The following is a 20,214-nucleotide window of genomic DNA, read 5'->3' as shown; positions in this document are numbered from 1 at the left end:
TTTTATAAGGGTTACTTCTAAAACTTCAGGGAAAGTATATCATGTACAAAGTTTGTCACATCATACAACCCACTCGAGTAAAACAAAATCCATAATAAAGAAAACTAGGACCTATGACAATTGAATTTTATTGTAAATATTTATATAAAACTGCTTCAATCTCATGATTTAATTCTTCCGTCTTTACTGTAGCAATAAGGTCATCAGAGATTTCATATTTTTTCTTGAGTTCAAGGATTCTTTGAACACTTTCATTTATTCTTTCTTCGCTTAGTTCTCCACGTAGTACAGCTTCCTTTAAAGCCGAAAATACTTCCAAAATATTTTCGTATTTGTGAGCAACCATGACCATATCAGTACCTGCTTTGATTGATTTTACTGCAGCTGCTCCAATCGTAAAGTTTCCTGATATTGCTTTCATCGTTAAATCATCTGTTATGACCACTCCATTGAAACCTAAATCTTTCCTTAATAAGTCGGAAACGATTTTTTCAGAAAGGGAAGAAGGAAGATTCGGATCAATCTCTGGTAACAATAAATGGGCAACCATGACCATCTCCGCTCCTGACTGAATGGCCCTTTTAAATGGAATCAGTTCAAGGTTTTTTAATTGGGAAAGAGTTTTATCAACCCTCGGCAATTCGAGATGGGAATCCACGGATGTGTCCCCATGTCCAGGAAAGTGCTTAATCGTAGGAATAATTTTTTCCTTCATGAGCCCCTTCATTGTCTGAATCCCTAAATCTGCAACTAAATAAGGATTGTTGCCGAAGGAACGATCCCCAATAACCGGATTATTCGGATTGCTATTGACATCCAGTACCGGGGCAAAATTAACATTAAACCCGTATACCTTTACCATTTTCCCAAGTACTTGACCGATTTCAAATGAAAAGTTTTGGTTATTGACTTGACCGATTTCCATATTTGTTGGAATATCTGTTAAACCCCCGGGTATTTTTGAAATTCTTCCTCCCTCTTGATCAATACCAAAAAATAAGGGAATTGGATTTTTGTCATTTAACGCTTTAAATCGATTAATTAAGAGCACGGTTTGGGAAGGATTATCTAAGTTCTTTTTATTGAGGATTATGCCTCCAACTTTCAAATTCTTAATTAATTGATCGTTTTTTTCACTTCTGCTTGTTCCTTCAACTCCTGCAAAAATTAGTTGTCCAATTTTTTCTTCTAGACTCATTTCATCAAGGATTTGGGAAACAGATAAGGATAATCTTTCATCCAGGTTTAAATGGGTCGCTACAATTGAAATATGATGGACCAAAGGATTAGGTTTTTCGTTGTCAGGCTTGTCAAGAATCCACTTAAGCTGATAGTCGTCATTCACATTGTAAATAAGGATGATTTGGTTGAATTCATGATCCTGATAATATTTAATATCATCCGGTTCCCCTAACTCCTCTAAAATCCTTTGATAATGAATTCTTTGAATTTCCTTATCATAAGAACGCAAATCATAGGCAATTCCTCTTTGATAGCCAATAGTAATATCTTGATTAGGATAAAGTGCAAAAATACCTGTTTCTGTCCCTTCTATCCTATCCGGCTCTCCTAGAATATCCGTTACTTCTTCATATTCCGTTACACCAACAATAATCTCCGTGTTCTTAATTTTTCCATACTCTGCATTCTCGAGAATATCATTAATTTCTTGAAGTTCCTCATCTTTTTCTGGAATTGTTGGATGATTAATAACTTCCTCATTCCTTTGTTCTTTTTGCTTTTGATGCAAATGCCAAAAAAGATAGACTAGTGACAAGACTATTATTAAAAGCAATAAGAAGAACATCCACTTTTTGAACACGACTCTTCCCAACCTTTAGATGGTATTCCATTTAGTTAAATAACAGTATATGGGGAGCTTTCTTCTTTTTCAAACTATAAATTATCCGAAGCAATTTTCTCTATAAATTTATTAATCTGTATCTTTAATGATCGTGCAATAAAATGAGCTGTATGGTTGCTCTATAACCTAATCACTTTTATCTACGTATATTATCCATATAAGTATTCATGAAAGGAAAAATTATGGAAAGTGAATATAAAGCATTAATTGGCTCTTGGATACAAGCAATAGGTACCATTACTTCCGCTATAAACAGCACCCCTTCTACAGTAATTAATGAAACGATGCAAACGAACTTATTCTTAATAGGTAATACAATGCAAGCAACAGGAAACGCGTTAGTGACTGATAGTGAGAAGGAAATCACTTTAGAAAAAATCGGAAACCAAATACAAGCTATCGGAAATTCTATTTGTATTGCGGGAATAGTGATTCCTGTTAACGAAGAGACAAAATCTAAATTAAATATTAAAGGAAATTTGCTTCAAGCTCTCGGAAGTACGATGTCTTTACCCGAATTATTAAATAGTGAGAACAGAACTATTGACGATCTATTAAATATTTATGGATCCCTTCTACAAGCAATTGGAAATTCCCTGCAGGCTATTGGAGAAAAGATCGAACTAAGGAATGGTAATGGGCAAACGATTAATTTTGTTGGCAGTTGGATTCAAGCTATCGGTGCTGTTATTCAAGCTTTAGTACAAAGCAAAAATTATGATCAAAATCAAATAAAACTTGTGTCTAATCGTAATTCCTAAATTTTTTTATCCTACAACTTGCATTGGCATTAGAGCTTGCACAGTTATAAAATAATGAAGCCAAAACTGCCCTAACAACTAGCTTTCATTCGATCTATAAAAAGGAACTAACCCCTCTTGGAACAACTCCCAGTAAAAAATATGTAAATAATTATTTCTATTTTTTCTGAATAATGATAATTTTAAAATTAAAGGATAAATATTTGGGAGGGGTTCGGTTTGACAAGTACTACAAATCATCCAACTATTATTCAAAAGGAAACCATTCATGCACCAATAAATTTAGTATGGGCAGCATGGACTATCTCTGAGCGGGTAACTGAGTGGTTTGCACCTGAAGCTATTGTAGAAGCAAAAGAAGGCGGTGCATTCGAACTTTACTTTTTACCTGGAAATAGTGAGAGCATGAATACAAAAGGTTGTAAAATCACGAAACTCATTCATGAAAAGGAACTACAATTTAGTTGGAAAGGGCCAGATCAATTTAAGTCCTTTATGAATAATGAAAACGAATTAACAAGTGTTACCATTAAATTCAATTCCGTTGACGAGAATTTGACGGAAGTGGTTATCGAGCATAGTGGGTTTAAAAACAGCGAAGAATGGCTAGAAGCATATAAATGGCATGAAATTGCATGGTCACAAGTGCTGAATAGTCTAAAATCCGCGCTTGAAAAAGGCGAAGGAAAGTTATGTTGCCAACCATAAGAAACTTTTAATGTTACAATAGATTCATAAATCATCAAAAAAGAAAGGCTAAATGAATGGAATTTTTACATCAATAACTTTTCATTTAGCCTTTCGTATGACGATTAAGAACATATTAGTTACTTTTTTTGAATATGGAATTCCAGTTTATATTCTGGTCATGATTTGAAAGATTTAATAAAAATTTTTTAGGGAGATTGAGCAATGTCAAAAGGTTGTATTCATCATATTGAGTTGTATGTTTCCGATTTAAAAAAGTCGGTTGAGTTTTGGGGTTGGTTATTAAAAGAACTTGGGTATAAAAAATTCCAACAGTGGGAGACTGGTCAAAGTTGGAAGCTAGAAAAAACATACATTGTTTTTGTCCAAGCAGAAGAAAGATTTCTTGATATTCCCTATCATCGCTGTCGTGTTGGCCTTAATCATTTAGCATTCCATGCAGAATCCCGTGAACAAGTAGACAAGCTCACCAATCAATTAAAAGATATGGGAATAAATATTTTATATAAAGATAAACACCCTTATGCTGGAGGACCCGATCATTATGCAGTTTATTTTGAAGATCCTGACAGAATAAAAGTGGAAATTGTGGCTCCTTAAGTCCTCCTATATAGGATGTAGTCCCCATTATAAAATCATACTACTAAGTTTTTTTGAAGGTTAAGAAACAATAAATTGATGGGGTTAGGAACTTTAAGGAAACAAGTCATGTTTTAGTCAAAACAAAAACCACAACGAGATTGTGGTTTTTTAAATGCAATGTAAATTTTTATCTACTAAAATGGTTTAAATACCATTAATACAAGTATCACTACTATTAAAGATTTTTCAACTATATTACTTTGGGATACTTTTCTTAATAATTTTGTATATTCTTCTGGTATTTTTTTATCTTTATTTTCCATTAATATTTTCGACATAGATTTCATTTTAGGTTCTATAATGATCGAACTATACAACGCTAATATGACCATTAATACAATTGCTAGCACGTACCAAGTTGATTGAAATAATGATGTATTTAAAAAACCCATTGCTAGACCGGAAATAAATAGTAATCCAAACCCGATACTAGATAGCGAATTAAGTTTAACAATCATTTTATGAGTGATTACAAGCTCATTGCTATTTTCACATGCCTTTAACATCCGATAAATAAGGAGTGTTGGCCCAATACCAACAATTGCTCCAAAAATATGGATTCCTACTATGAAAGTATATAAATGGTTCAATGATTTCACTCCTCCACCTTTTTGAATACATACCCTTTATATTTCACTTCAACAATTTTATTTTGATTACTTCTTTTGAATTCAATAGAATCAAAGGTCCCATTTATTAAAAATATATCTTTTTTTATTAGTGTTAAACTTACAGAAGCTCCAAGAACATTTGCCTGAAGAGTGCTGTTTTTCTTTAAGTCTACTAAAACAAACAAGTTCACTGACTTTGATTGATACTTTCCAACGTAATCCGAAAGCATCGGGGTTTTCCAATTATTTTGATCCCGTTCAACATGTATTGCCTCTAGTGGTCTATTTTCAATGCAGTTAAATGCACTATTCAATATAGCAGTTGGTGCTGTACTAAGAATGTTAGTAAGGACAACTCCACTTAATCCTTTTTCAGGTATAATAAATATTTGTGCTCCCCCACCTTTAATACCACCAGCATGTTCCAATAGTTTAGAACCAAAGTAATTTGGTATGATAGATAATCCATATCCGTATCCTTGTTGGATGAAAGGATTATTCAAGCTATGAACCTGCATCATCTGTTCTACACTATTTTTTTCTAATATTTGATTCGTACCAACTGTTCCACCAGTTCGGAAGATTTCCATAAATTTCACCATATCCGCAACAGTTGATTTTAGGAAACCTGCGGCCCGTTGTACTGGTGTATCCCACCAGTTAGTTGTTTCAACAGTTGTGATTTTTCCATCCACTTCACGAGGCATATATATTTTCGTTACTTCTCTCTCTTGCAAATCATCAAGGTAATAAGAAGTGGAAAACATTCCAGCAGGTTCTAAAATATTTTCTTTAACATAGTCTTCGTATTTTTGCCCACTTACTTGCTCAATTATTAATCCCAAAATTCCATAACAATCATTATTGTAATGCCACTCTTCCCCCGGCTTACACAACATTTCAACATCCAAACGGGATATATAGTCTAAATATTCTTCATACGTTTCTAGTTGATAAAAGTCATTTATATTCCCATAAATCGTTGGATCATATTGAAAATCTTCCTCTGTTAAACTGTTATAAGTTACCATAGGAAAAGTATGAAGATTTGGGATTCCACTTGTATGTGTCATAAAGTGATGAATGGTCATTTCATCTATATACTTGCCATTCTTTAAACGAAAGTTAGGTAAATATTTTCTTATAGGATCATGTAAATGGATCCTACCCTTTTCTTGTAATTGCATTAACGCAATACATGTAAATGTTTTCGTAATTGAACCAATTGCAAATACGGTATCCATTGTTACGTTTAACTTGTTTTCAACATCTCGATAACCATAACCCTTTTCATAAAAGAGCTGACCATCCTTTGCTAGCCCTATTGCAACACCAGGTAAAGAAGCCTCTTTCATTACTTGTTCCATGTACGTTTCGAATGTACCAATCCATTCATTGCTGTACATTTTTTACATTCCAACCTTTCATAATCATTTTAACTTGTCACATGATTAATAGATTTTCTGCTTAATGCTAAAGCACCTGCCAAGATGAAAAACATACCCGGAATAGCACTGAATAAGGAAATAACGGTAATGATAACAGTTACGATTATTAAGCTCCATCCAGTAAGTTTTGGACTATAGTTTCTTTTAACTAGAAAAATAGCTATAAAGCCTATTAACATACCGATAATACCTGGCAAAATAAACATCGTACCTGCCTGACCTAATTGTTCTAGTGTATATGCATTTTCGCTTTCACTCCAGCCAGCTTCTAAATATTGAAGAAACCGCTCACTTTTCGTGAGGTATAAAAATACTACTCCAGTCCCAACCATAATAAAGCTCAAAGAAATACCAAGAATGTTTAACCATACTTCGATTTTTTGTTTCATATAGCATCCTCCTTTTATATAAAACGGTTTTTTCTTGAATGAATATTTTTAAATTCATTCATTTTTGGGTAATGGAAGAAAATTTTATTCACTTCCCCCCTTATCTGTTAAGCCTTTCATTATAAACTCAACTAGGTACTGCATTATTTCTGGAAAATGTTGAATTCCAATATCTTCTTTATGAGAATCAATATAGGCTAAAGAATCGAAAAAAGCTGCTAACAATTCATCATTTATATCATTCCTTATTTTTCCATCTTCTTTCCACTGTTTTAATAAATTCACGAAAAAATTACGCATAGATTCATTAGCTGCTTGTGGATTCTTCTCAAATGCCTTTTCTAATTTCTTGAATACATCCCTGTTATACCATTCTTTTAGTATCTTATTGGAATGCATGGCATCAAAGGTCCTTGTCATAAATTCTTTCACAAATGAAACCGGATCTTTATTGACATCAAGTGATTCTAAAATTTTATTTTTCTCTTTTTTATTTTCACTAATATAGATATCTAAAAACAATTCCTCTTTTGAAGAATAATAACTATAGAAGGTACCGACTCCTATTCCAGCCATTTTTGTAATATCTGAAATGTTTGTATCTTTAAACCCTTTCTCTTTAAAAATTTCTTTCCCACATTGAAATATTTCCGATTTTTTATCCTTCATCCTTTAAATCACCTCCGAATGAATATTTTTATTTTCATTCGGAATGATATCATAAATAATTTATTGAAGCAAATGTTTTTTAAATATCTTTTTCTTCAAGTCTTTTTTATGGTAGTTTAGACTGATCGACTTATATGAATGGAAAGATTCTGAATTTCGTTAATCATTTAATTCTACATTATACGCATTACCAAAAAAAAATGGAGCCAATTTGTGTGGCTCCATAAAATTTAAAGTTGTTTTCAAAAAGTTCTAATACTTATGATACAGTTCACTGAACAATCCTAAATAAGGTTTTATAGTTCCGCCCCATTCCTAAATCCAGTCGAATATGCCATTTCTAAGCCAAATCAAAAACTGTATCCCTATATACTTTCTGTCTTGAAATCAGTAATCGTTTATGTATTTTTCGCTATCTTTTCATCCTTTTTCCATCATGAGTTTTATTCTTTACAATAACTCAATTACATGATTTATTTTAGAGAATTTCAGTTAATTTATTTCGCAATTGATTAGCTGCGAAAAGTGCTACTTTGTCTTGTAATACTTCTCCAGGTTTATTTCCATTCCCAAGGATATAACCGGCAAATTCAATTCCCATAAAATCAAAAATGTATTGAAATTGCTGAATCAAAGGCAGTCCTTTAATGTAAGGATCATCTCCTCCCACAGCAATTACAAACGCTTTTTTAGAAGCCATTTTACTCTTGAAATCAGGATATTTAGGGTCCCTTAACATTTGCGACCATCGATCAATAAAGTTTTTCATTGTTCCTGACATGCTATACCAATAAATTGGGGTAGAGAATATTAAAATATCATGTGGGAGTATACGATCAATGATTGAATTATAATCATCATTTCTGTCTTGGAAACCTTCCTCCGTATGTCGCATGTCAATAATGGGTTGGATTTTAAAATCTCTTAAATAGATTTTTTCAGTAGCTATATCTTGTATCACCTGTTCTGTCAAGATCTCAGAATTTCCATGAGGACGGGTTCCCCCATATATAACGGCTATTGACATGTTCATTTCCCCTTTATCATTAAACTAAAAAATCCAATTGTACCTCTCCAAGTAGAGTATGTTTGCTACGGTTCACACGAACTTTTGAAGTGCAGTTTTTTCAATAAATGTTTATAATAAATAAAGTATTAATTTACATGCTAATCAAATATTATTCCACTCTGTAAATAAAATATCAATTTGTATGTGAGGGCGATATCTCTGTTGATGGTAAAGCTAATACATACGGGAAATACTCTGACAATAAAATTTCAATGATAGGGATTATCTGGTCCCAACATGTGGAACAGATCATACACAATCATAGGAGGATATTTATAATGGAACAAAAATGGAGTATTCGTTTAATTCGCTTTGCGGCGATCTTCGGTTTAATCGGTGTAATTTTAGGCTCAAGAATGTCAGGCAGTATGGATTATTCATTGCGCCCTATTCATGCACACATGTTACTTGTTTGCTGGCTTTCAGTTTTTGCCTGGGGAATTTTCTATAAAGTATACCGTGTAAAGTATAAAAAGTTAGTAACAGCACATGCAATTTTATCCATGCTCGGTGCTTTTGGCTTAACGTTTGGTATGTGGATGTACAACCTAAATCCATTTAACCTAAACGACACTTTCGTCATGGTACTATTTATCATTGGCGGAACGATTTTATTACTCGCATTTTTACTATTTGTTTTAGTGACATTTTTTGTGGAAAAAGAAGATTAACTAGATAATAAATGTAAGTTAAGAAGCTATCTATTGATAAAAAAGCTTAATAAATGATCCTAATCTAAATAAGACTATTAAACATAAAAATACTTAGAACGTTGTTTTATCGACGTTCTAAGTATTTTTTTTAATCCCTTACCTCTGATAACATGCTAGAAGCTAATCCAACAAATGTACCTAAACAAAATATACACCACTATCACTTACTCATCTACCTTTGTACTTAAATAATGCTTCTTTATTTCTTTTTTATTGCGCTTTTTACTACTTTCATTTGCCGACAACTTCTTGCTAATGAATGTTTTTTAATTCCAATTACATGGATCATTATTAATAAACCTTTGTACATATTGGTTGTATTCCTATAATTCACTATCCTGTACTGCTAAAAGCATAAATTCATCCCCATTTTCATATATAAATTTAGAGAGTTGCCCAAATGGAAACTCTATGTATATAATACAGTTTATAAAAATAGATAATGGGAGAGTTTCAAATGGATGAAAATGTACTGCTCGCACTTGGTCTTACATTAATTGCGGGTCTTGCAACTGGGGTCGGTAGTTTAATTGCCTTTTTTACATCTCGCACAAATACCAAATTTTTATCCATTGCATTAGGATTCTCGGCGGGGGTAATGATCTACGTTTCGCTTGTTGAGATTTTCGTCAAAGCAAAAGATTCTTTAACGTCTGCACTAGGAGATAAACAAGGATATTGGATGACACTTGTCGGTTTTTTTGGTGGTGTGTTACTGATTGCGTTGATTGATAAGTTTATTCCCAATAAAACCAACCCCCATGAAGTACGTATGGTGGAAGATATTAATCAAGTAGAAGCGAACAAGATTAGAGATGCAGATAAATTAATGAAGATTGGTACATTTACAGCTCTTGCAATTGCGATTCATAATTTCCCTGAAGGTATTGCGACATTTATGTCTGCCTTACATGATCCAAACCTTGGAGTAGCAATTGCCGTTGCGATAGCGATTCATAACGTGCCAGAAGGAATTGCTGTAGCCGTTCCGATTTTTTATGCAACAGGTATACGAATGAAGGCGTTTAAATTATCTTTTTTGTCAGGATTAGCTGAGCCGTTTGGTGCATTTATAGCGTACTTGATTTTAATGCCGTTCTTAACAGATGTTATGTTTGGTGTCATTTTTGCTGGGGTTGCTGGGATTATGGTATTCATCTCACTTGACGAGTTGTTACCAGCAGCGAAAAAATACGATGAAACACATTTATCGATATACGGTTTAGTAGCAGGAATGGCTATTATGGCAATTAGTTTAGTGCTACTTGCATAAAAAAAATACTGAATCAAGAACGAAAATTAACACTCGTAAAATCGAATAAGGATTAGCTATCTTAAAAACTAGATTAAAACCCGAACTATAATGAAGCCTGAAATGTAGGTTTCAAATAATAGTTCGGGTTTTTCATTACCTAAAAACCTTTTGTCTTAGCCTAAAAAAACCGCACTTACTTATGGTACGGTTCTCCTCTTATAATCCGAAATGCCCGATAGATTTGTTCTACTAAAATTAATCTCATTAGCTGATGTGGAAATGTCATTTTTGAAAAAGATAGGGACTCGTTTGCTCTTTTTAATACGCCGTCACTTAATCCCAATGATCCACCAATTACAAATGTTAATTTGCTTTTTCCATATAAAGCTAGTTGATTAATTTTTTCTGCAAATTGTTCTGATGATTTCATTGAACCGTTAATAGCTAATGCTATTACATATGTATCGGGATGAATTTTACTTAAAATTCTCTCCCCTTCCTTTTTCTTCACCATTTCCATTTCAGTTTCACTTAATGTTTCTGGTGCTTTCTCATCAGGAACTTCAATAATTTCCATTTTGGCATAAGCTGATAATCTTTTTAAATATTCTTCTATGCCTTGTTTTAAATATTTTTCTTTTAATTTTCCTACCGTAATAATTGAAATATTCATTTTCTACTCCCATTTGAATTATAAACAATTTACAAACATGTTATCCACAGAAGTTATCCACATATACACAATTTATATCCACATGTTGTATCAGAATATTAGTTCGCCACAATATATGCAGCTGGTTTTTGACAAAATTCACAGGTTGTTGATATCTTTTTTTCTTCTTGGATAGGTTCCAATGTTGGAGCTGTTTCATAACGATCTACAATCATTTCTAGAGCAATATCCACATGTTCATCACAGGCGTAAATCATGTTGGAACATCCTTTCCCTTTTTATTAATAGTTATCCACATTTAAAAGCTTATCATGAAATGAAATTGTAGGAAATAAGACAAATTTAAAGGCAAAAGCACTTTATCATTCATTTTCGTGATAAAGTGCTTTTGTGATTTACATTGACTCTCCTGTTAATTTAACAGTTGTTTCTTTTAACTTTCCGTTTCGATAAAACTTCACTTTCATTTGATCTCCAACATTTTTCTTAATGTATAAATATTTTCTTAAATCAATCACATCTTCTATCTTTTCGTCATCAAGTTGGACGATTACATCCATTCGTTGGAGGCCCGCTAAATCAGCAGGAGAATTTGGTACAACTTCTATGATCATTAGTCCCCCTGTTACATCAGGAGGAAGTTTTAACGTTTCATGTTGATGGTATGACGATATTTCGCTTAACGGTTTAAGCTGTACGCCCATATATGGTCGTTTCACTTCACCATATTTCTCAAGATCTTCAATAATTGGAATAGCTGAATTAATTGGAATGGATAAACCTATTCCTTCAACCGCACTTTGAGCAATTTTCATTGAATTAATTCCAACAACCTGACCAGCGACGTTTACTAAGGCACCACCACTGTTACCAGGATTAATGGCTGCATCCGTTTGTATGACTTCTGCATGCCAATCAACGACACCATCTTGATTTAAATCGATAGGGATTGCACGTTCTAATCCAGAAATGATCCCTTGTGTAACAGAACCTGAAAATTGCAGACCTAACGGATTACCGATGGCAATGACAGTTTCTCCCGGTTTCAATGCATCAGAGTCACCAAACTCAGCAACGGTTTTTACTTTGGAACCGTCGATTTCAAGCACTGCTAAATCCGTCCAAACGTCACCGCCTAGTAATTTTGCCTCTAATTTTGTCCCATCAGAAAGTGTTACTTCTAATTGATCTGCACCTTCAATAACATGAAAGTTGGTCACAATAAATGCTGAATTTTTTGCTTTTTTATAAATAACACCCGAACCGGTACCCGCTTCTGTTGTTTGTTCCCAAAAGCTTCCTGCTTGAATATTTGTAATTCCTACAACAGCATCGCTAGCTTTATCCACTGCTTTTGTAATATCTGACACAACGTCAATCGATACCGTCTGTCTTGCAGAAGGCTGTTTACTTTCTTCATTGGAATACTCATGTGGTTCTATACTGTATGGTAGTATATCAAAATTCGCTAATGTTGGTATCGAAATCACTATTAACATAGCTCCTAAAATAGCTCCTACGAGGCTAGCCAGTAAATATCCGCTGCGATTTCCTTTTTGTTTTCGATTACTTTCTCGTGTGTTATGAGCATGATCATCGTAATAACCCATTCTCACCATTCCTCTCCTTAAAAGAAACGATTACTAAGAGTTATTCTTTCTAACATTTGATCGTTCTAACCTTTTTTCTGAAAATATTTTAGTATATTTTAATGATTTTTAAAATAAATTATACTGCAGCCAAAGGAGTCGGTATTTTTGGATCAGTATCATGAAGTTCCACTTGTTCTCCAACAACAATTCCTCGGCTTAATAATGTTTGTTCTACACTCATTCTAGCTAAATCTTTCATATTGTTATCTTTACTTAAATGGGCTAAATAAATATGTTTTGTTCTTTCACCAATAACATCACTCATTGCTAAAGCCGCATCCTCATTGGACACATGCCCAACATCACTTAATATTCTTCTTTTTATACTCCACGGATAATTTCCCATACGTAACATTTGCACATCATGGTTGCTTTCAAATATGTACGTATCCGCATTATGGATGATCCCTTTCATTCGGTTACTCACATACCCTGTATCAGTAATAAGCACTAATTTTTTATTTCCAGAATAAAACACATAAAACATCGGTTCAGCTGCATCATGAGATACACCGAATGATTGAATATCAAGTCCATTAAAGCTTTTTACTTCCTCCATTTGAAAAATAAATTTTTGATCCGTTGGGATATCTCCAATTAATGGTTCCATCGCCTTCCATGTCTTTTCATTCGCATAGATCGGAAGTCGATATTTTCTTGCTAAAACACCTAGTCCTTTAATATGATCGCTATGCTCATGTGTTACGAGAATTCCACTTAGTTGGTTAATCTCTCTTTTTATTTGTTTAAATAATAGTTCCATCTGTTTTCCGCTTAAACCTACATCTACTAAAAATCGATGTTTATCTGTTTCCACATAAATGGCATTTCCCGAAGATCCACTGGCTAATACACTAAATTGAAAAGACATTATTTTCACTCCAACACTTTATTCTCGTTGTTCGTACGTTGAATGACATGACCTTCTAAAGCATTTACAAATACATTCTCTTCTCCGTCAATAACAAAGTTCCATGTTGGCGCCAATAATTGGGTGGATGTACTCGGAATAAGAGAATAATAGCCTAACGTAATATCTGTAATTTCACTTCCGGCCTCTAGTATACCTTTATGGTATAAAACCTCAATCGCCTCTAAGGCTGTCATAATTTCTATATCTTTTAACTTTTGTATTTGGTCAAGCATTGTTTGCTCATATGATTCAATTTCATTCTCTTCATTCAAAAATATTTTAATTTGTGCACGGCTATTTTCAAAAAACAATTTATCTTCAAAAACTTGATAATAAGTAATCGTATTAGATTTTTCATCATATGACCAATATTTATATTTATCCCCGTAAAGTATATTTTTCCTTACAAATTCATCCACATCCGCCTTTGTCCAATCCTTCCCTAAAGGAATTGGATCAGGAAAAATAGAATGAATGGATGTTCCTTCAATTATGCTTGTCTCTTGATTATTAAGACTTGTTAAGTCTTTAGCTTTAAACTGTTTTAATGATGCTTCTACAAACTTTTCTTTTTTTGGTTCTTCTGGAACTTGAGGAATTTTAATATTTTCAGCTTCTAACTTTTCTTCAAGTGATGTTTCTTTTTTGTATTGAACTTGACTTTCATTTCTTTGATTCATAAGCTCATATATTAAAAAAATATCCAGTATTAAAAACATAATAATAAAAATGGTCTTCGTTTTACTCCAGTCCATGTAGAATCCCTCCTAACTCTTCAGGGGCAATTCTCTTCCATGTTCCATTCGTTCGGTAAAACCAGGAGGGCTCTAATTGATATAGTTGATCATTGTTGTTTTTCGTTAAGTAAAATCCAACTGCAATATCTTGAACTTCATCTATATTAGTAGACTTATTTTTTTCTAAATATTGTATAACTCTCTCGCCTGGTACTAATATTACATCAGAATTATATTGAGGTATCGAAATATCCCATTTTAAATATGTTCGTTTATATTTAAACCACTTATTATCAAAGCTTAAAGATATATTTGCTAAACCTGATTCATTCATAACAAAATAATCATGCAAATATAAACGAAATGAAACATTATTTCCTCTTAAATCATCAAAGATATACGTATCTGTCCAACCACCATGAGAGTTGATAAAATTTATCCCTTTTTGCAGAAGTTCTGACGGTGTTAAAATCTGATGACGGTTCGTTGGATCAACATATTCAATGACTGGTTCATTCACATTCAGTAAACTTGAACTATCTGTATATTCGTTATCTGATCGCGTAACAAATTCAGGATTTGGAAAAAGAGCTTTTTTAAATTCTTCTAATGGAATGTATTGAGGATAAAAACGATATTTTGGTAAAACCATTTCTTCATTTAATAAATATAATGATTGTCCATTAGGCTTTTGAAAAACGGTAAAAGACTGAAAGTTTGGCAACACTTCATTTAACACTTCAGTAAACTGATTAAATAACGGGGAACGAACCAAACTTTTAATTACTTCGTTTTCTTCATGAGAGATAAAGTATATAACTCCCTCATCTCCTTGAAATTCTCCTTGGCTAATTATCATTCGATCAAATGACCCGCTAGGTACATTTTTCGAATCTATATTTATTACATTTTTAAAGATTTCAAATGGCACAGAGTTTGGAAAAATTAATTCCACTCGATTAGGGCCATGGATGATATCGTCCAAGTGATTGACAGGTTCTGTTAAAGTAAAATCATAGAACGTCCAGTTCAAAATTTCATTCATTAATAAATTTATATTTCCCATATTCCATGAACCACGATGAGATTCATTTTGGTCATGGTACATCACTTTATAAGGTTTGATGATTTCAGATACATTTAGCTTTTTACTAATATTTATTTCCTCAACATAATTAGATTGTTTGACATCATTTTTAGGCTGAAAGGTCAAGATATTCCATGACAAAATGATACTTAAAAACACCAATATCGTTAAGATTAACGATTTTACATTTTCGTACTTCATTCCAAATCATCCTCTTGAGTTCGATCATATGGTAAAGAGAAATAAAAAGTCGTTCCTTTTCCTTCCTGACTTTCTACCCATATCTTACCTTTATGAGCTTGTATCATTTCTTTAGCAATTGCTAATCCTAGACCTGTTCCGCCTAATTTCCTTGTTCTTGCTTTATCAACCCTGTAAAATCGATCAAAAATACGGTGTATGCTTTCTTTCGGTATTCCGACACCTTCATCAGAGATACTAACAAGCAGCTCGTCATTATGCACAACTGCTTTACAAGTAATTGTTCCACCTTCCGGAGAATATTTTAATGCATTAGAAATTAAATTATCTAATACTTGTGTAATTTTATCCTGATCTATTTCTACAAACATACTATCTTTTTGTATTACTCTATTAAAGGTGATGGAAGGATCTTTTGTAACTTCAAATCGGTCGATAATGTGGTGAAAAAAGCTTGAAAAATTTACCCATTCTTTATCCAGACGGTAATCTTTTGAATCCAACTTAGAAAGTTGTAAAAGGTCGTTGACAAGGCGAATCATTCGCTCTGTTTCATCTTGAGTCACTTTTAAAAATTTCGGAGCTATTTCAGGGTCATTCCATGCACCATCCGACAGTGCCTCCAAATAACTTCTCATCGTAGTTAGAGGTGTTCTTAGCTCGTGTGAAACATTCGCAACGAATTCACGTCTTTCTTCCTCAATTTTTTCTTGTTCTGTAATATCATGAAGCACGGTAATTAAACCATTCATAAACCCTGTTTCTTTTTGTATAACAGAAAAATTGGCCCTCAAAATATATGGTTTATCTTTCGTACTAAAATCTAATGTTACCGAATCTTTTTCTTCCAATAAATCTTCAAATGTGTATTTGTCCTCAATCCCTAAGACAGATACGATCGGCTGGGATAAAACTGTTTCACGTGTAACATTTAGCATATTGGTTGCAGGTTCATTAATGAGAATGATCCTACCTTTTCTGTCAGTAGCAATTACTCCATCTGTCATATATGCTAGCACAGATGAAAGCTTTCTTCTTTCTCCCTCAGTAGTTTCTTGGGCGTCTTGAAGCTTTTTAGTAAGATGATTAAAAGTAGAAGCTAGTTGTCCAATTTCATCCGTACCGTAAATTTTTACTTTCCTTGAAAAATTACCTTTTGCCATCGCTTGTGCTTGTTTTTTCATATCCGAAATTGGACGTGTAATCGTTTGAGCAACAAATACAGCTAATAAAGCTGTTATTGCCAAAGCAATTAAAGTACCTTTTGTTAGTATGCCATTAATAAATCTTAACTGTTCAAATACTTTTTCAATTTTACCTTCCATATAAATAATTCCAATAATTTCATTATTGGATCTTATAGGCGAATATAAATACCAAATTCGATGTCCTGTATGAGGATCAATAAACATCCTCCCATCACGTTCTCCGATAACGAACGTTCTTTTTATTAATTCGTCCGTAATTCGTTGTCCGACAAGCCCTTGTTGATCACTACTGGACGTTCCAATAATTCTATAGTCCTTATTAATAACTCTAATCTCTTTTATATCGGTAGCCGTTCCAGCATAATCTTCTAAAATACTTTGAATATCTTGTTCGATTGTTGTTGTTTCTTGTTCATTTCTTTCCTTAGCTAAAACTTCTTCTATATAGTAGGTTAGAATGTTCACATGCTGGTTCATTGCGTTTTTAAAATTATCAACAAGTCTGTCTTCTAATACCCGAACAAAATAAACTCCTATAATTTGCATCGCAATTAATATTAAAAGAACAAATACGAGAATAAACTTTATTCGTATAGACTGAAAAAATTTTACCTTTCCCATAAAAAGGTTACTCCTGTTCAGGATTTCTTAAATAATACCCTACCCCTCTTCTCGTAACGATCCATGTAGGGTGACTTGGATTATCTTCAATCTTTTCACGTAATCGGCGAACAGTTACGTCCACTGTTCTTACATCACCGAAATAATCATATCCCCATACAGTTTGTAATAAATGTTCTCTCGTCATTACTTGTCCAATATGTTTCGCTAAATAGTGCAACAATTCAAATTCACGGTGGGTCAATTCAATTGTTTCCCCTCTTTTAGAAACTAAATAGGAATTTGGTAAAATAGTTAATGACCCAATGGTTATTTCATTTTTATCATCTTCGTTATCTTGTATTCCTTGTTGATGTCTGCGTAAATTTGCCTTCACTCTAGCTAACAATTCTCTAGTACTAAAAGGTTTTGTTACATAATCATCAGCACCAAGTTCTAATCCTAATACTTTATCGATTTCTGAATCCTTAGCCGTTAGCATAATGATGGGCATCTCATACTTTTTACGAATTTCTCGGCAAACTTCCATTCCATCTTTTTGGGGAAGCATTATATCTAATAAAACTAAATCTGGTTTGATTTCTTCAACCATTTTTATGGCTTCGTTCCCATCATGTGCACAATAAACATCATATCCTTCTTTTTTCAAGTTGAATTGTAGTATATCTGCAATTGGTTTTTCATCGTCTACAACTAAAATTTTCTTTTGTTCCATTACTTTTTCTTCCCTTCCTATTTATTTTAGGAATTGTTAGTAAAAGTATCACGATTTGTAGTTGAATTTATTATATCTTTTACTTTATCACTTTATTTTTTTATTTTCACCTTTCTACTTGTAATATCCTTTTTCTTATTAATATTCATAATGAAAAAATCTCCGGTCTTCCGGAGATTCTATTCTTAATTTAAATAATTTAATGGATTTTGTAATTGACCGTTTTTATATACTTCAAAATGTAAATGTGTTCCCGTTGAGTTTCCTGTTGATCCCATTACTCCAATTTTTGAACCTTTTGAAACCGTTTGTCCTACATATACGTTTATAGAGGAAAGATGTGCATACACAGTTTTGATACCATTGTTATGATCAATAACTATTTTATTACCGTAACCGCCATCCCATCCTGCAAATACAACTGTACCATTGTCAGCAGCTTTGATTGTGTAATCAGACGGTCTTGCAATATCAATTCCTTTATGAAGTTGACCCCAACGATAACCTACATGACTGGAAATATATCCACCAACAGTTGGCCAAGATAATGATCCTGTTCCTCTTGATGGAATGACTTTAGTTCCTTTTATTACTACATGATTAACTGGTTTTTTAATAACTTTTTCATTAATAACTTTTTTCTTAGATGTATTACCGCTTGACTCAGTTACTAAGTATGTAACAGATTTTTGTCCTTCTTGTCCTTGTTGTTTTATTTTAGTGTCTCCTTTATACATAGAAGAATCTTCAACATATTCGGTTTTATACGGAATTTTTTCCTTTTTATTTACTTCTTTAGTAACAATCACTTTAACATAAGGCTCATATGCTGTTACATTAATTTTTTGACCAATTTGTAGGAGAGTATCTTCTTTTAAACCAGGATTTAATTCCAGTAATTGCTTAAGCTTTAATCCATGTTTTTCTGCAATAGATCCTAGGACGTCCCCTTTTTTAACTTTATAAATTTTCTCTTCTAAAGTACCTCTTTGAAGAAGCTTAACAGTTTCATCAACAGATAAAATTTGATTTGGTAAAGTTTTATCTAAAGATAATGTAACATTTGCTGATAATTGAACGTCTAATATGCGAGATTCATTTTCCTTAAGTGGTGGTAATTTTTCGCCGTTTAATTTTTTCTTTTCCAAATCTTCAAGCTTTTTTAAGTCTTCTTCAGAGACGTACTTTAATTTTAATTTTTTTATTACTTCTTCAGCTTTTTCATGACTTTCAACATGACCAACCACTTCTCCATTAACCTTAATGGCAACAGCTTCTGCTTTTATTTGTAATGAATCTCGAATCGTTTCAGCAATTTGTTCATTATTTGTATTCACTGGACGAAATACTTCTTCTGGTATGTAGGTAATTTCTTCCCCTAGTGATAGATTATAAGATTCATATACTAATTGAAGTTTTTCTAGCTTTTCATCAATGACTTTATTAATAACACTTTTATTTGAAACGGTTCCCAAATATTTATCGTTATAGTATACATGATAAACTGTATTTAATTGTGAAGAATCATCATTTTCACTTGCAAAGACGGTGTTAAAGGATATTGTAGAAAACACCATCGTAGCTGCAATCGTCTTCTTCAATGCCTTTGTTGATTCTGATCGAAGCTTTAAAGCTCTTTCAGACATTTGTTGAAGACCTTTTTTCATGTTTGTTTTCATTTAAAAATCCTCCTAAACGTGTTTAAACAAACAGCTTAGTTATTAAACTAGTCCCAAATACCTAAGTTTACTAGAATCTAGCTAGTTTATACTTTATCATAAAATCCAATAAATTGGGTATTCGTATTCATAATGTAACATAAATGTATAATTAATGACATTTTATTACTGATATTGTATAAATTTTCCAAATGTTTTCCTTGATTTACACTTTGAATATTTAGATATTTTTAAAAATTAAGATAATATGTGGCTTTTTTATAATTTTAATGATTTTAAAATTTTGAATTTATTTCCATATTTATTACATTTATATTACATAATTTTCTTCTTGATTGGACAAACTTCGATTTTTTCTCTTAATATAAGTATATTTTCATGTACAAAGGATACAACTTATTTTTATAAATAAGTAGCTATGATTCACGTCATTAGTCCTAATCGAGTAGGAGGGAGCGATTAACTCCCGTCCTCTCACACCACCGTACGTACGGTTCCGTATACGGCGGTTCAATTAAGATAATTGACGCAAGTCTTTATAACTTCCGTGAATAGCTGTTCTCTTTATGCCAGTGGTCACTCCACCCTCCAAGAGGTCT

At 32.7% G+C, this 20,214-nt stretch carries 20 protein-coding genes; 5 read left to right on the top strand and 15 right to left on the bottom strand.

The genetic code is table 11. The annotated features are described in order from the left end of the window. Window positions 1-127: 127 nt before the first annotated feature. A complete protein-coding gene (gene nagZ, locus AC3ASS_RS04760; protein ID WP_488282367.1) occupies window positions 128-1,822 on the bottom strand; it encodes a beta-N-acetylhexosaminidase in 1,695 nt (564 codons plus the stop codon). A 224-nt stretch (window positions 1,823-2,046) separates the two neighbouring features. Between nagZ and AC3ASS_RS04755 the strand changes: the two genes are divergently transcribed. The 3 genes from AC3ASS_RS04755 (at window position 2,047) to AC3ASS_RS04745 (ending at window position 3,933) form a co-directional block, all read left to right on the top strand. Continuing rightward, window positions 2,047-2,625, top strand: a complete 579-nt coding sequence (locus AC3ASS_RS04755) for a DUF6944 family repetitive protein (RefSeq protein WP_488282366.1) — start codon at window positions 2,047-2,049, stop codon at window positions 2,623-2,625. A 219-nt stretch (window positions 2,626-2,844) separates the two neighbouring features. Next, window positions 2,845-3,333, top strand: a complete 489-nt coding sequence (locus AC3ASS_RS04750; RefSeq protein WP_488282365.1) for an SRPBCC family protein — start codon at window positions 2,845-2,847, stop codon at window positions 3,331-3,333. 204 nt (window positions 3,334-3,537) lie between these two features. Further along, entirely contained in the window at window positions 3,538-3,933 is a 396-nt protein-coding gene (locus AC3ASS_RS04745) for a VOC family protein (protein WP_488282364.1), read from the top strand. Window positions 3,934-4,109: 176 nt separating this feature from the next. Here the strand turns inward: AC3ASS_RS04745 and AC3ASS_RS04740 are convergent, their stop codons facing one another. From AC3ASS_RS04740 to AC3ASS_RS04720, 5 genes are all read right to left on the bottom strand, one after another. Further along, window positions 4,110-4,565 (bottom strand): DUF2269 family protein, encoded by a 456-nt coding sequence (locus AC3ASS_RS04740; RefSeq protein ID WP_488282363.1) that lies wholly within the window; start codon window positions 4,563-4,565, stop codon window positions 4,110-4,112. 5 nt (window positions 4,566-4,570) lie between these two features. Continuing rightward, complete coding sequence (locus AC3ASS_RS04735; RefSeq protein WP_488282362.1) at window positions 4,571-5,992, bottom strand: serine hydrolase domain-containing protein; 1,422 nt, start codon at window positions 5,990-5,992, stop codon at window positions 4,571-4,573. A 29-nt stretch (window positions 5,993-6,021) separates the two neighbouring features. Continuing rightward, window positions 6,022-6,423, bottom strand: coding sequence for a DUF4064 domain-containing protein (locus AC3ASS_RS04730; protein ID WP_488282361.1), 402 nt, complete (start codon window positions 6,421-6,423; stop codon window positions 6,022-6,024). Between the two features lie 84 nt (window positions 6,424-6,507). Beyond that, window positions 6,508-7,092, bottom strand: coding sequence for a TetR/AcrR family transcriptional regulator (locus tag AC3ASS_RS04725; protein ID WP_488282360.1), 585 nt, complete (start codon window positions 7,090-7,092; stop codon window positions 6,508-6,510). Window positions 7,093-7,570: 478 nt separating this feature from the next. Next, window positions 7,571-8,119 carry a flavodoxin family protein gene (locus AC3ASS_RS04720; RefSeq protein ID WP_488282359.1) on the bottom strand — a complete coding sequence of 183 codons (549 nt, stop codon included), beginning with the start codon at window positions 8,117-8,119 and terminating at the stop codon, window positions 7,571-7,573. 320 nt (window positions 8,120-8,439) lie between these two features. Between AC3ASS_RS04720 and AC3ASS_RS04715 the strand changes: the two genes are divergently transcribed. Together AC3ASS_RS04715 and zupT are read left to right on the top strand one after the other, a co-directional pair. After that, on the top strand, window positions 8,440-8,832 hold the full coding sequence (locus tag AC3ASS_RS04715) for a hypothetical protein (protein WP_488282358.1): 393 nt from the start codon (window positions 8,440-8,442) through the stop codon (window positions 8,830-8,832). 499 nt (window positions 8,833-9,331) lie between these two features. Beyond that, on the top strand, window positions 9,332-10,147 hold the full coding sequence (gene zupT, locus AC3ASS_RS04710; protein WP_488282357.1) for a zinc transporter ZupT: 816 nt from the start codon (window positions 9,332-9,334) through the stop codon (window positions 10,145-10,147). A gap of 175 nt (window positions 10,148-10,322) precedes the next feature. Here the strand turns inward: zupT and rlmH are convergent, their stop codons facing one another. The 9 genes from rlmH to AC3ASS_RS04665 form a co-directional block, all read right to left on the bottom strand. After that, window positions 10,323-10,802, bottom strand: a complete 480-nt coding sequence (gene rlmH, locus AC3ASS_RS04705) for a 23S rRNA (pseudouridine(1915)-N(3))-methyltransferase RlmH (protein WP_488282356.1) — start codon at window positions 10,800-10,802, stop codon at window positions 10,323-10,325. A gap of 98 nt (window positions 10,803-10,900) precedes the next feature. Beyond that, window positions 10,901-11,059, bottom strand: a complete 159-nt coding sequence (locus AC3ASS_RS04700; protein ID WP_488282355.1) for a CxxH/CxxC protein — start codon at window positions 11,057-11,059, stop codon at window positions 10,901-10,903. Window positions 11,060-11,197: 138 nt separating this feature from the next. Then, the gene (locus AC3ASS_RS04695; protein ID WP_488282388.1) at window positions 11,198-12,412 is read right to left on the bottom strand and encodes a S1C family serine protease; all 1,215 of its coding nucleotides are present in this window, start codon (window positions 12,410-12,412) and stop codon (window positions 11,198-11,200) included. A 118-nt stretch (window positions 12,413-12,530) separates the two neighbouring features. Then, window positions 12,531-13,325 carry an MBL fold metallo-hydrolase gene (locus AC3ASS_RS04690; protein ID WP_488282354.1) on the bottom strand — a complete coding sequence of 265 codons (795 nt, stop codon included), beginning with the start codon at window positions 13,323-13,325 and terminating at the stop codon, window positions 12,531-12,533. A 5-nt stretch (window positions 13,326-13,330) separates the two neighbouring features. Continuing rightward, the gene (locus AC3ASS_RS04685) at window positions 13,331-14,122 is read right to left on the bottom strand and encodes a two-component system regulatory protein YycI (RefSeq protein ID WP_488282353.1); all 792 of its coding nucleotides are present in this window, start codon (window positions 14,120-14,122) and stop codon (window positions 13,331-13,333) included. Beyond that, entirely contained in the window at window positions 14,109-15,392 is a 1,284-nt protein-coding gene (locus AC3ASS_RS04680) for a YycH family regulatory protein (protein ID WP_488282352.1), read from the bottom strand. The genes AC3ASS_RS04685 and AC3ASS_RS04680 overlap by 14 nt, the downstream gene beginning before the upstream one ends. After that, entirely contained in the window at window positions 15,389-17,221 is a 1,833-nt protein-coding gene (walK, locus tag AC3ASS_RS04675; RefSeq protein WP_488282351.1) for a cell wall metabolism sensor histidine kinase WalK, read from the bottom strand. The genes AC3ASS_RS04680 and walK overlap by 4 nt, the downstream gene beginning before the upstream one ends. A gap of 7 nt (window positions 17,222-17,228) precedes the next feature. Continuing rightward, entirely contained in the window at window positions 17,229-17,936 is a 708-nt protein-coding gene (gene yycF, locus AC3ASS_RS04670; RefSeq protein WP_488282350.1) for a response regulator YycF, read from the bottom strand. Between the two features lie 185 nt (window positions 17,937-18,121). Beyond that, window positions 18,122-19,615: a peptidoglycan DD-metalloendopeptidase family protein gene (locus AC3ASS_RS04665; protein WP_488282349.1), complete on the bottom strand. Its 1,494-nt coding sequence runs from the start codon at window positions 19,613-19,615 to the stop codon at window positions 18,122-18,124. Window positions 19,616-20,214: the final 599 nt, after the last annotated feature.

This window comes from Bacillus sp. JST-5 (assembly GCF_057747715.1).
This window is presented reverse-complemented; position numbering and strand designations above follow the sequence as displayed.